12 protein-coding genes are annotated in these 13,339 nt (G+C 60.0%); all 12 read right to left on the bottom strand.

Annotated elements, in window-relative coordinates:
• Window positions 1-38: 38 nt before the first annotated feature.
• Window positions 39-1,301 (bottom strand): DUF4910 domain-containing protein, encoded by a 1,263-nt coding sequence (locus tag PYK22_RS06080; protein ID WP_041975612.1) that lies wholly within the window; start codon window positions 1,299-1,301, stop codon window positions 39-41.
• 143 nt (window positions 1,302-1,444) lie between these two features.
• Window positions 1,445-3,181 (bottom strand): hypothetical protein, encoded by a 1,737-nt coding sequence (locus tag PYK22_RS06075; RefSeq protein WP_041975244.1) that lies wholly within the window; start codon window positions 3,179-3,181, stop codon window positions 1,445-1,447.
• 64 nt (window positions 3,182-3,245) lie between these two features.
• Window positions 3,246-4,058, bottom strand: coding sequence for a glycosyltransferase family 2 protein (locus PYK22_RS06070; protein WP_083437648.1), 813 nt, complete (start codon window positions 4,056-4,058; stop codon window positions 3,246-3,248).
• Entirely contained in the window at window positions 4,030-5,355 is a 1,326-nt protein-coding gene (locus PYK22_RS06065; RefSeq protein ID WP_041975243.1) for a class I SAM-dependent methyltransferase, read from the bottom strand. Before PYK22_RS06065 ends, PYK22_RS06070 begins: the two co-directional genes overlap by 29 nt.
• Before the next feature lie 29 nt (window positions 5,356-5,384).
• Window positions 5,385-6,170 (bottom strand): polysaccharide deacetylase family protein, encoded by a 786-nt coding sequence (locus PYK22_RS06060; RefSeq protein ID WP_060635390.1) that lies wholly within the window; start codon window positions 6,168-6,170, stop codon window positions 5,385-5,387.
• A gap of 21 nt (window positions 6,171-6,191) precedes the next feature.
• Window positions 6,192-7,067: a glycosyltransferase family 2 protein gene (locus tag PYK22_RS06055; RefSeq protein ID WP_041975242.1), complete on the bottom strand. Its 876-nt coding sequence runs from the start codon at window positions 7,065-7,067 to the stop codon at window positions 6,192-6,194.
• Between the two features lie 27 nt (window positions 7,068-7,094).
• Complete coding sequence (locus PYK22_RS06050; protein ID WP_041975241.1) at window positions 7,095-7,838, bottom strand: SDR family oxidoreductase; 744 nt, start codon at window positions 7,836-7,838, stop codon at window positions 7,095-7,097.
• Window positions 7,823-8,590: a glucose-1-phosphate cytidylyltransferase gene (rfbF, locus tag PYK22_RS06045; protein ID WP_041975607.1), complete on the bottom strand. Its 768-nt coding sequence runs from the start codon at window positions 8,588-8,590 to the stop codon at window positions 7,823-7,825. Before rfbF ends, PYK22_RS06050 begins: the two co-directional genes overlap by 16 nt.
• Window positions 8,591-8,609: 19 nt before the next feature.
• A complete protein-coding gene (locus PYK22_RS06040; RefSeq protein ID WP_041975240.1) occupies window positions 8,610-9,551 on the bottom strand; it encodes a phytanoyl-CoA dioxygenase family protein in 942 nt (313 codons plus the stop codon).
• A 52-nt stretch (window positions 9,552-9,603) separates the two neighbouring features.
• The gene (locus PYK22_RS06035; RefSeq protein ID WP_060635389.1) at window positions 9,604-10,575 is read right to left on the bottom strand and encodes a glycosyltransferase family 2 protein; all 972 of its coding nucleotides are present in this window, start codon (window positions 10,573-10,575) and stop codon (window positions 9,604-9,606) included.
• 50 nt (window positions 10,576-10,625) lie between these two features.
• Window positions 10,626-11,447 carry a nucleotidyltransferase family protein gene (locus PYK22_RS06030; RefSeq protein ID WP_041975239.1) on the bottom strand — a complete coding sequence of 274 codons (822 nt, stop codon included), beginning with the start codon at window positions 11,445-11,447 and terminating at the stop codon, window positions 10,626-10,628.
• 3 nt (window positions 11,448-11,450) lie between these two features.
• On the bottom strand, window positions 11,451-13,337 hold the full coding sequence (locus PYK22_RS06025) for a bifunctional sulfate adenylyltransferase/adenylylsulfate kinase (protein ID WP_083437646.1): 1,887 nt from the start codon (window positions 13,335-13,337) through the stop codon (window positions 11,451-11,453).
• Window positions 13,338-13,339 lie beyond the last annotated feature (2 nt).

The raw sequence follows: 13,339 nt of genomic DNA, 5'->3' as shown, positions 1-13,339 counted from the left end.
TCGGATCAGGCGAAGAACGCACCCTTCACGTTGGAGCCTCAATAAAGTGGTCCGAGCAGCTCATGTTCGGTGAGCAGTTTCGCCGCGCGTTTGAGAACGGCGAACGGCAGGCCCGAACGCTCAGCCATATCGAGCAAAGTGTGCGTGCCATCGGCGAGATTGAGCACCCACAAGATCGCCAACTCCTCCATCGCCCGCTCGCTCTGTCCGCCGACGGCGCGATACAAACCGCGTCGGCCAAGCTGCGGCTCGCATTTCGGGTTGAGATTGACATAGACGCGATTGTTCTCGATGACATCGAACGCGAAAAGGCAGGTCGTGAGCGTATCGGCTAAAGCTTCGGGCAAGACGAAATCGAGATCGTCAGCCGAAGTGTGATACTCGGCAAAGCGCCCATGCGGCGTTCGCATCAAGCAGCCGACGGGTAGATTGAATCCGGGCGAACAATACTGCCGCTCGTCGTACCCATAAGGGGTGAAATCGACGATGTTGGAGCTGGCCTGCGCGTGCGCGAGGACGTGCGCAAAAGCGCGATCTATCTCCGCGTTGCCACGACGACTGCGCTTGTACGTGATGGGGCCGCCATCGCCGACACACGTCAGCACCAACCCGTGCTTGATCCGATGAACGCGCTCGACGTTTTGCGCCAACCAAGCGATCGCACCGATCGTTCCGGGGATGAAGATGAATCGGTAAGAGTAACGCCGCTTGAGCAAACGCAGCCGCTCGGCCAGCGCGACCGCGACGGCGATGCCTGATAGGTTATCGTTGCACAAAGACGGATGGCAGATGTGACACGAAACGAGCACTTCATCATCGCTTTCGCCCGCAAGGCGATGCTCGCCGTAGGTCAGATGACCATCTTCAAGCGAAGAATCTATACACACTTCGTACTCCTCGTCGTCGCGCAACGCCATGAACTGCCGGTGACTCAAACAGAATCCCCAACTCTCCCGATAATAAGAGGTTCGATACGGGATCCAGTCCGGATGCTCCGGCAAAGTGAACAGATGCTCTTTCAATTCTGCAAAGGAGATCCACCTTCTGACGGGCACGCTGTAGCTGACGACGTGTAGATTGTTCCTCTTGAAATCGACTACGCGCTTGCCGCTCGAATCCTTGATGTAAGCATCCTTGATGTTCCACTCTTTCGGCACCGTCCAATCGAAGACCCTAGTCCCACTCGGCACCTCGTGCACGTCGAGCGCGATGCGTTCGTCGATCAATTCCAGCGTCCGTCGCACACCGTCACCGGTGATGCTTCGGCAAAGTGGATATAGTGTGCGAATGAAATCGTGCATCCACTCACCGACCTTGGTAAAGCCTTCATTTTCATCCGCTGGCGGCGATGAGCGTCGCAGATCGTTCTCGCGCAATACCGCAATGGGCTGAACCGAACTCGATCGCATATACTCCCCCTAGAGAGATTTCGGGCACCCGTCGCTTAACCCTTCGACCGCTCAACGCACCGTTGTTCTGATCCGCTTAAGAAACGGATGAAATAACCGGTCTCGCCGACGGGACGCCATTCGGCTGGGTAGCTCTCAGGCGGCATCCCATGCGAGATGACCGCCACCGCGCCCGCCGCAGCGAAGGCGCACAAGGCCCGTTTCTTGACCGCTTCATCGGCGCGCCAGAAGTCGTTCTCGTCAGCGCGAAACGCACCCGAGTAGATCTCGGCGACGATCCTTGCGCGCGCTAGCCGCGCCCATCCCGTGTGGGCTGGATTGGCATACTTGAGCGAGGCGACCTTGGCCTTCGGCGGCAGCCCCATTTGCCGCAACTTCTCGGCGACTCGCCAGTCCGGAGTTGCCGCTTCGGCGCGCGAAAACGAAACGATGAGCGTGAAGACGAACGCAGCGGCGATCACCGGAACGACGACCTTCGCCGCGCGTTCCCTGCTCCGCCCGGCGACTGGAACGCTGCCCAGCGCCCCTAGAAAGAAGAGCGCGGCGAAAGGCGCGATGTGTCGCGTCTCGACATACACGAGCGCGTACATGAGGGAAGCGGCGACGGCGGGGGCAAAGAGCGGCCATGCGCGCGCTGCTCCTGTCAGCACGGCTCGCCATCGCCCAATCGAAAAGCAGAAGATAAGCGCGAACAACGCCGGAGAGATGAGCCTCGGTAAAGCCCCACTCTCGGCAAGTTGCTTGACATGCAAATTCAAAAACGCGCCGTAGAAGAACTTGAGACTGGTGAATAACCGCTTCGTCTGTCGTGCCGGGTCGAACTCGAGTCGCACCCCGTCGTACCAGTAGGATGGATCGTACCACAGCGGATAGGTTCCACCGACCGGATGCCCGAATTCGTACACCGGAAGCTCTTCCATGACCTTTCGCGTCGGGTGTCGCGCTGGACCAGCAGTCTCACCCTGCCAATGTCGATACGTGACGCCGTTGACATACCACGCATAGTTCAACCTGCCGCTTTCGCCAAAAGTGATCGCGCCTTTGCTGAACGAAAGGGCGAGGATGAACGGACAGGCGACAAGCGCAAAGGCACCCGCTGCCACTAGCGCGCACTTGGCCGAGCATCGCGCGGCGTAGACCGCAAGCAGAGCTAGACCGAGCGGAAGAAGCGCCGTCTTCGCCAGATAACCGAAGCCGAGCGTCGCGCCCAATAACAGACGGTTCCGCAAACTCGCTTCGCCTCGCGCGAGCCGAAGCAATAGACCGACGGCGAGATAGACGAAGACGGCGACGCAAAGATCCGGACTGACGATCTTCAGGTCGATCAGATCCAACGTCGTCCAGAGAAAGAGGACGTAACCGAGCATCATCCAAAGCGCTGGCGGCCACGTGTCGTTTCCTTCCCATTGCCGCCACGCGCTGAGTTCGCGCAACAGGAGATCGAAAGCCGCGAGCGCCACACAGAAGATGACGAAGTTGACCAGATGGACGAGCGGAAACTCCGCGCGCGGCGAAGGCGAGATGAGACGCACCGCTCCGCCGATCAAGCAAGGATAGAACGGGCTCCAGTAACCGTTTATGATCGCGCCCCAATCACCTTTCCAAAAGGCGTCGCCGATGTCCAGATATGAGATCCCGTCCGATCCCATCGCATACCGCCCGCTCCACGCTTGCCATCCGCCCAACCAAAGGGTGATCGCCCAGCAGATGAGCCTGAACGTTGCCAGTTGCCTCGCGCCAACGACGCGCGTGGTCTTCGCGTTCGAACGCATATCACAAGCGTTCGCAGATAGCACCTCGACCATGCTCTTTCCCTGAAACCGACCGAGTATGCGTTCAGGTCCTTCCCATTCGTGGATCGCCTACCGCTCCCAGCGCGCTCGATGGCTGGAGCCGTCTTAACTGCGGCAGATGACGAAAAGACGAGCGCGCGTTGCAGAGCAGATTGAAACGCAGGATGAACCAAAGCGCTTCAAGACCATCGCGCAAGCCGATCTTCTTCCCCTCCTCGTAAGTCCTCCCGTAATAGCTGATCGGCACTTCGTAGATGGCGCACCCAAGCTTTGCCACCTTCGCCGTCACTTCGATCTCGAATCCGAATCCGCGCGAAACGATGACCATGTTGCGGATGATCTCGCCATTGAAAGCCTTGTAACCCGTCTCGACATCGGTCAGGTTGAGATTGGTCAGCAGATTCGACACGAAAGTCAAAAACTTGTTGGCGAGATAGTGGTAGAAGTAGAGGACGCGCGCCGCGCGCCGGACCAGAAAGCGCGAACCATAGACGACGTCCGCCCGGCCATCGAGGATGGGTTGAATCAATCCGCCCATCTCATCCGGGTCGTACTCCAAATCGGCGTCTTGAATGACGACGATTGCGCCGCAAGTGAGCGCGATTCCGGTTTTGACCGCAGCCGTCTTCCCTCCATTGTGTTCGTGACGGACGACCTTCACCTTCGGGTAGATTCTGGCAAGCTGCTGAGCGATCTCCCACGTGCGATCCGTCGAGCAATCGTCCACGATGATGACCTCGAGCAGATGCGGCACTCCGATCACCTTGCGGACGATCATCGCCAACGTCGCCTCTTCGTTGTAAGCCGGGATCACGACCGAAAGGCAATCATGCCGCCCCTTGGGATCTGGAACCATGATCTTCTCCTCTCGAACTTAGTCGGGACGCGCGAGCGCAGACGCTTTCTTGCGGGCAATCGGCGGAGATGACGGAAACTTCCGGCATCGGCACGATGAACTTGCCGCCCCATTCGCCGATCCAACTCATCTGCCCCATCACTTCCTCCTTGATGTTCCACGGAAGGATGAGCAAGTAATCCGGGCGCGTCTCGCGGATCGCCTCCGGATCCTTGATCGCCAAGCGCGTCCCCGGCAGGAATAAGCCTTGTTTGTGTGGACTTACATCGACCGCGTACTCGACAAAGTCGCGCCCGATGCCGCAATAGTTGAGCAGCGTATTGCCTTTGGCTGGAGCGCCGTAGGCGACGATGCGACCGCCTCGCTCTTTGATCTCGATCAAAGAGCGAAGCAACCGTCGCTTCGTCTCTTTCACCCGCTCGCCGAAGGCGAGATAGGTCTTCAGATCATTCAAGCCAGCGGCCTGCTCCTTGTCGCGCAGCCTTTCGATGCGCGCCGTCCGGTGTGGCGAAGGCGCTTGCGCGTGCTTGCCGTAGACGCGCAGCGATCCGCCGTGCGTCGGCAACTCCTCGACATCGAATAGGGCCAGATCATGCGCGGCGAAAAGGCGTTCCACCGCGAGCAGCGAAAGGTATGAAAAATGTTCGTGATAGATCGTATCGAATTGATGCCCGCGGACGAGCGACAGAAGGTGATGAAACTCCATCGTGAAGATGCCGTCCGCGGCGAGCAGGATCTTCATCCCGGCGACGAAGCCGTGTAGATCCGGCACGTGGGCCAGCACGTTGTTGCCGATGAGCAACTTGGCGCGCCGCCCCTGCGCGCGCAGATCGCGTGCCGTGTCTGCGCCGAAGAAGCGCGTGAGCGTCGGAATTCCTTTAGCGCGCGCCGCTTCGGCCACATTGGCGGCAGGTTCAATGCCGAGCACCTTGAATCCGCGACGTTGAAAGAACTGCAAGAGGTATCCGTCGTTGCTCGCGATCTCGATGATCGGTCGGTCGCGCCTGAGCGCGAATCGCTCGATCACATCGTCCACGTATCTTTCGACGTGGCGCAACCATGTCGAAGAATAGGATGAAAAATAGGCGTAATCGCTGAAGATGCGACTGGGCGGCTCGCACTCCTCGAGCTGGACCAGAAAATCCCTCTCGCAGACGTAGGCGCGAAGTGGATAGAACTTCTCCGCTTCATACAGTTGTTCCGGTTTCAAGTAGCCGTTGGCCAGCGGAGAGACGCCCAGATCCGCGAACACATGGCGCAACTCCTCGCCGCACAAACGGCAACGCGCATTCGACATGTTCGTTCTCCTTGCGAAAGGAACGGCGATTACCAACGGTAACGCAACGATTTCCAATCGGCGCTACGTTCGACGTGCCAGTAACGACGGCACGCCGTTCCGCACCGAAGCAGGTCGGGGACGGTGACGAAATGGAAACGGAAGCGCAATCGCCGGAGCGTCAATTCGACGGCTTCGATCAGATGCGTTCGGTCGTGATGTGGCGCACCATCCTCCGCCCATTCGCGGTAGATGGCATCGTGCAGGAGGACGATGCTGCCCGGTTTGATCTCCTCTTCCAGTCGCGCGGCCATCGCCTGCGAATCGGCGGCGAACCAATCTTCGATCACGACGTTCCATGTGACGACTTCGTATCCGGCACACAGCAGATCGAGGCGCGCCGAAAGGTTAAGATGCCCGAAAGGTGGCCGGAACAGACGCGCGCCGTATGGCGCGATGGCGCGCGCGCAAGCATAGAGCTGCCGCCACCGTTCGCGTCGGCCTAGTTGCGCAAGCGATAGGTGATCGAAAGTGTGATTGCCGATCGCGTGGCCAGCCAACGCGACGCGCTCGACCAAACGGGGATACGCCTGCGCCATCGCTCCGACCATGAAGAAGGTCGCGCGCGCGCCGTACTTATGCAGCACATCGAGCAGCACAGACGTGGAATCGGGATGCGGCCCATCGTCAAACGTCAGCGCGACGATGGGCCGCGCGGTTTCGACCCCGGTGACGACGCCGAGCGTCCGCCTCCGTAAGTGGACCAGCGCGTAGGCCAACGGGCGGCGCAACCGCCGCCATACCCGCTGCGTCGATCTTTGAAGATTGAAGTTCACACTACAAGGCTCTGCGACATCTTAGAGCGACACCGGCGCAGATCCGAAAGCGATGCTCCCTTGAAGCAGTCCCACTTGCCATCCGGCGCGCCAGACGCATTCGGCAAAGCTTGCGCGGTCGCGCGCGCGCCGCAGGCGCCACAAGAAACGCCGCCAATCGTCGAGGTAGTTTCGCCACGCGCGCGGCACGCGGTGGCCGTTGCACAGGCCGTAACGTTTATAGATGAGCACGTTGTAAACGGCCCACAGCCGCGCTTGATTAAAAAGCGTCAACCAACCCGCGCGATAGCGCACATGCACGACGGCACTTTCGGCATAACAGATCCGCGCGCCTAAGATCTGAGCGCGAAAGCAATATTCGGCATCCTCAAGGACCGGAAGAGTCTCATTGAACCCGCCAAGCCGTTCGTGCCACTTGCGCTTGACGCCGAGCCCCGAACCGCCAGCGTGAAACAGATATGGGAAGAAACGCATGCGCTGCAACCCAGTCTCTTGCGGATTGCGATGCACGCTCTGCAACCAGACGGGATTGAGTTTGGTCACGTCGAAGCGCGATGCCGCCAGATCGCCGCGCTTGAGCGCCGCGCCGATGGCGGCAAGCCATCCGGGCGCGACCTGATCGTCGGCATCGCAGAAAGCTAACGCTTCGCCCGAAGCGACCCGCGCGCCGAAGTTCCTAGCGTAAGCGCGACCGCGCTTCGCTTCGGCTTCGACGATCCGCAAGCGCGGCAATTTTCCGCTGTGCTTTCGCGCGACACGCTGCGTGTCGTCGGTCGAAAGGTTGTCAACGACGATCACCTCCCACTCGCCGTCCCACTCCTGCGCGGCGAACGCTTCAAGTTGACAAGAGAGCGTGCGCGCTGCGTTGAAGCATGGGATGATGACGCTCAGCCTCATCTTTCCGAACGAACCACGCCGACCGACTTATGCGACTTTAGACATCGGACGGATGTGAATGTCGGTCACCTCAGCAGTGCGCGGCAAACAGAGCGCGCTGATGAGAATTGCGGCGACGTCCTCCGGCTGGATGAGCAGCTCCGCGCGATATTCCCGACCTTCGAAGCGATGCACATCCGCTTGCATCTTCGTCGCCGTCCGCCCGATATAGAGGCTCAAGACGCGCACGCCATCGCCGTTGACCTCTTCGCGCAAGCTGTCGGCCAAAGCTTTGAGCGCATGCTTGGTCGCCGCGTACTGCGCGATGCTGCCTTTGGCATTGAGGCCTGCGCTGGAGTTGATGAAGGCGATCTGGCCGCGACACGCTTTGATCTGCGGGAGCAAAGCTTGCGTCAACAGATAAGGCGCGCGAAGGTTGACGGCAAACTGTCGGTCGAGATCTTCGACCGGAAGACCCTCTACCGGTCCAAGCGAGATCGTGCCGGCGCTGTGGACGAGCACATCTACTCGACCGCAATCCTCGCGCAAACTGGCGACGAGCGCGCGAATATCAACCTCGCGCTCGAGATCGGCTTGATAGCAGAAAGCGAGCGAAGCGGCGTGGCCGGTCTCACTTGCGACGCGGAGCAAGGTCTCGACCTTGCGCCCCACAAGGCAGACGCGCGCGCCGCAGGCCGCCAGTTGCCGCGCGATCGCGCACCCAATGCCGGAAGAGGCGCCCGTGACGACGGCGATTCGATTCGCCAGACTCTGTGTTACCAGACCTTCCATGGCGCCTCTCCGCTCTCCCAGAGCTTTTCGAGGAAGAACTTGTCGCGCAAAGTATCCATCGGATGCCAAAAACCGTTGTGTTTGTAAGCGGACAATTGACCATCGCGCGCCAGTCGCCGCAACGGCTCCTGCTCCCAAACGGTCGCATCGCCCTCGATGTAGTCGAACACTCCGGGCTCGAGAACGAAGAAACCGCCGTTGATCCATGCGCCGTTAGGCTTCTCGCGAAAGCGCGTGATCCGGCAATCATCCTTCGCCAAGGACACGACGCCGAACCGGCCCGGCGGTTGCGTCGCGGTCATCGTCGCCAGCGTCCCTTGCGCCTTGTGAAAGGCGATCAATCTGGTAATGTTGATGTCGGCTACCCCATCGCCATAGGTGAAGCAGAAGGTCTCATTGCCGACATGCTCACGGACGCGCTTCAACCGTCCGCCAGTCATCGTCTGCTCGCCGGTGTCGATCAATGTGACACGCCACGGTTCGGCATGCCCGCAATGAACCTGCATGCGGTTCGAGCGCATGTCGAAAGTGACATCCGACATGTGCAGGAAATAGTTGGCGAAATACTCCTTGATGACGTAGCCCTTGTATCCGCAGCAGATGATGAAATCCGTGATCCCGTGCGCGGAGTAGATCTTCATGATGTGCCAGAGGATGGGCCGCCCGCCGATCTCGACCATCGGCTTGGGACGCACCGCCGTCTCCTCGCTGATGCGTGTGCCGAAACCTCCGGCTAGAAGCACAGCCTTCATCATCCATCCTCCGTGGAACTCAGCGCGCCACGCTCGATGCCTTATCGGGCCGGAAGACCAAAAACTCTTCTCTTCCACGGATCGCTTCGGCGTCGTCGTACTCGTTGATGATCTCCGGCGGAAGAGGGGCGAAATCCGAGCAGCGCAAGAAGTCGCGCAACGTCGTTCCCTGGGGCGCAGAGTCTAGGTTGGGCGCGCCGCGATGGGCCGCTAAATCGCCGAGGTGCACGGTGCGAAAGTCCATGCTGAAGCGGGTCACCCCCGACACGTTCGGCACGGTCGAATGCAGATGCGCCGCCGAAAAGAGGATCGCGCCGCCAGCGTCACAGACGAAACGCAGCTCCGGCTCGGTCTCGATCGGCCCTTGCGCATGTGGTTGAAAACGCGGATCGTTCTTGACATGTTGCGTCGCGCTGCGCCGTTCGCGATTCCAGTCGTAGTAGTTGAATAGATGCGAATCGTTCTCCACGGGCCGATCCCAATACTTCGGGTGAAAGGCCAATGAGTTCTCGGCCTCGATCGCATAGATCGGCAGCCACCAATGGATCTGACACATCGGGGCCGAATACCACGTATCGCGGTGCGGATGGAGGACGTAGCCGACGCCCGAGGTCAAATAGCGGTCGTGCGTGACGACGCGCAAGCGCGGCACGTCGAAATAGGTCTCGTTCAGATCACAGCCGAACTCGGCCAACATTTCGGTGACCAGCCCCTTGACGCGCGGATGGTGAATGAACTGCGGCTTCAACGGTCCGGCGATGGCGACGAACTCTTCGACCGAGAGAGCGAACTGCGCCGTCCGCGGATCGAGCGGATGAAAAGCTTCCTCGATCATCTGACGAGCGAAGGAACAGAGCGCCCGCGTCGCTGGCGTTGGCGAAAAGGCGTAGAAGTGGCCGTCGTAGATGCGATGGCGCCGCTCCTCTTCGGAGTGGCGCGAATCGAGATAGATCGCGTTCATCTGCTTTTATCCTTTCTTCTTTTGAGAGCTTTTATCGAGAATCCTCGTCGCGCTAGTTCGAGTGGCGTTCGGAAGGCAGACCTGCGATTCGCCCGCGCATCCGCTTCGTCCAACCGATCAAGCGACGCCCGCCGCGCGAACGATTGAGCGCCTTGATGGCGGCGATCCATAGATCGTCCATCAGATGACGCCGATTCAGCCGACAGAACTGCGAGAGCGTACGATAACAATCCAACCGGACCGACCAGTCGAGCGGCACTCGTTGCAAACACTTGACGTATTCAGCCACTTCCTTGAAATGCGGGAAGCTCAGCAACGCAGCTACATGCGGATCGAACCACGCGGCGCGCGCTTGCAACGGCCAGATGTTTGAAGCCGCTTGCGGATGCTGTCGCCTGAAGAACAGATATTCTGGGATGATGTACCATCTGCCGAGCAATGCGAGCTCGGCCATGAAGCGGCGGTCGGAAGCGATGTACGCGCCAAAGAGTGGCATGCTCTGCAACGTTTGCGCGCGGATCACGCCGAACTGCTCGTAACACCAGTGGCGGACCATGAGCACGTCGCGGAAGCGTATGCGCGGATCGGGCGAATCGACCCGCATCGCATGGTCGTAAGCGCCGACAACCTCTAGCCCGTCTTCGATCCGCGCCGTTTTCGAATGGACGAGGACGATCGTCGGATCGTCATCCAACACCTCAACGCACTTGGCCAGGAATTTTGGCGCGAGCACGTCATCATGATGCGCCCACTTGAAATACTGACCGGATGATAACTCGAAGGCGCGATTGAAGTTGCGCGGCGCGCCGATGTTCTCCTCGTTGCGGTAGTAGCGGATGCGCCGGTCGCGCGCCGCATAATCTAGACAGATATCCCTTGTCCGATCGGTCGAAGCGTTATCCGTAATGATCAGTTCGAAATCTTCGTAGGTCTGTGCCAAGATGGAATCGAGCGCCGCTTCGAGATAGTTCTCGCCGTTGTAAACCGGCAATCCGACGCTCACTTTGTATCGTCTTCCTGCCATGCCTTTGTCCTCAATATACGCTGAATTCGAACCTGCGAGCGTCGCCGCCTTCATTCGCTCGTGGTCCGGTCGCGCACTATCCCTTCCATACGCGCAACGTAACTCGGAGCTCGCCTCAGGTCCTCCGGCGTTCCGATGTCAAGGTATGAGGCGCCTGATAATCGCACGCCATGAACGCGCAAGCCCGCTCGAACAGCTTCGGCGATGACATCGCCGACCGTCAGCTCGCCGAGTTCTGCGCTCTTGCTCGACCCCGAACTATTCCGGCGACGCTTTAGATCTTCGCGCAAGCGCTCGTGCAGGAATCGATTGAAAGCTGGAGTCCACACGGCGATGGTCCACGTGTGACCGGAGCGCGTGTGACGCTCGACGCAACGGACGCGCCCATCAACCTCCGTTTCGATCTTATCGAGGCAGCGCCCGGCGGGCGCGGGAAAAAGGCCCAAGACGATCTCCGCTCCGGCGTTCGCTTGATGAGCGAGCAGGCTTTTGTAAGCGTCAGCCGGATAGAAGATGATGTCGGGAAAACCAAACATGACGAGCGATCGCGCGACGAAAGGGAAAGCTTGATCGAGCGTGTACGGCGGACCGAAAGGATGGCGCGCGATCAGATACGCGATCCGCACCCCCAGCCTTGCGCCATCGCCGAAATAGCTCGGGATATCCCACTTCCCTTTGCGCAGGATGATGTAGATGCGCCGCACGCCCGCCGATCTCATCCTTTCGATCAAATACTGTCCGACGACCTTGGGGCGTTCTTCGCTGTCAGCCTCGCGGGGGAGAACCGGATAAATCTCCTTACTGCAAGGCAAGGGCGCGATGCGGCGCGCGCGTCCGCCCGCCGGGATCAACCCAATGATCTCGTCGCTCATCACTCAGATCTTGTCGAACAGGCTTCCGATTAGCTCCCTGACCGGGCCAAGGAGATCGATGACAGCGGTCCAAAAGAGCGTAAACGGGCGGACCAAGCTGGATGACGCGAGGCGAAGGGGTGACGCGCGCCGGTCTTTGTCGTGAACGTCATGCCCACCATCGCGCACGCCGGAATCGTTCCGTAGAAAGCCCCTTTCCCTCAATAGCTCGATGACCTTTTGCGCACACTCTTCCGGCGAATCTTGACAGGTATCCAGCACCAGATCCGGATCCGCAGGTGGTTCGTAAGGCGCGTCGATTCCGGTCACGCCTTTTATTTGGCTGGCGCGGGCGCGCGCATAGATCCCTTTGACATCGCGTCGCTCACAAACTTCGAGCGGCGTATTGACGAAGACGACGATGAAACTCTCCTCCCCGATCATCAAACGTACACGATCGCGCGTCGCTTGATACGGGCTGATAGCAGCGCAGATGACCGCGCCGTTGTGACGGACGACCTCCGACGCGACGAAGCCGATGCGCAAAACGTTCGTGTCGCGCCCCTCGCGTGAGAAATCGAGCCCCTTCGAAAGATGCGTGCGCACCACGTCGCCATCGAGCAACGTGACGCGGCGACCGTGCTCGACAAGCTTGACGGCGATGACATCGGCGATAGTCGATTTGCCTGCGCTCGGCAATCCGGTCAACCAAATACAGAAACCGCGTTGATGTTTGGGTGGATAGGCGCGCGCTAGTTCCCGCATGACCTCCGGGCGCGTAAACCAAGCCGGCAGCGGACGCCCGCAAGCGAGATACCTTTCGCGCGCTTCAGTTCCCGAAAGGGCGAGAGATTTCGCCGACCGTGGGACGCGATGCCGTTCCTCGTACCGATCCTCTGCCGGCAGATAGACCATATCCGCATAGCAGAGAATACGGACGCCTATCTCCTCGCTGAAGCGCGAACACAACTGTTGCGCCTCATATGGACCATAGAACGGCTCGCCTTTCGCGTTGCGCCCCGGGCTTGCGTGATCGCGTCCGACGATGAGGTAATTGGCACCGTAGTTGCGCCGGATGATCGCGTGCCACAATGCCGACCGTGGCCCAGCCATGCGCATCGCCAACGGCAGCAGGCTGAGTAACGTGCGCCGCGGATCGTAATATCGTTCGACCAGCGCTTTGTAGCTCCGCACGCGCGTGTAGTGGTCCACATCGCCCGGATTGGTCAGCCCGACCGATGGATGGATCAATAGCGTGCCGTCAACGGCTTGCGCCGCGCGGCGCGTCAGCTCTTCATGCGCCCGGTGCATCGGATTGCGCGTCTGAAAGGCGACGACGTTGGCCCGCCCCAACCGAACGAGCAACGCGCGCACCTGTTGTGGGGTGTGGCGTAGCTCGGGAAAGTCATAATGCTTCGGGAGCGATAGGACGCGAAGCGGCCCGGAGATGTAGAACCGTCCCCACGAGGCCATTTCGGCAACGAGCGGATGGCGCGAATCGGTGGTCCGGTAAACTTCCGCCGCTTCCTGCATGCGATCCCACTCGTAAATCTCCTCGACGAGCATGACGGCCAACAGTTCGTTCTTCGGACTGCGCAGAGCGACCTCGCGCCCGATCTGCAGGCCATCCGTCTCGCCGACAGGCAACGTCACAGGGATCGGGAAGATCGCGCCGTCGGCAAGCCGCATCTCGCCGATGACGCGCAAGTAATCGCAGCGCCCCATGAAACGATCGAGCGGCGAGAAACCGCCCGTCGCCAGCAGTTCGAGATCGCATACCGACCGCGGCGAAAGTCGCACCGAAGAGAGTTGGTTCGCGCGCGCAATCAACTCGGCGCGCTCCTCGTCCTCGACCATGAGATCGACGAGGCGTCCGCCATACGGTGGGATCAACAGAGGATCGTTCGTCATTT

This window comes from Pyrinomonas methylaliphatogenes (assembly GCF_000820845.2).
GTDB classification, from domain to species: Bacteria; Acidobacteriota; Blastocatellia; order Pyrinomonadales; family Pyrinomonadaceae; genus Pyrinomonas; species Pyrinomonas methylaliphatogenes.
This window is presented reverse-complemented; position numbering and strand designations above follow the sequence as displayed.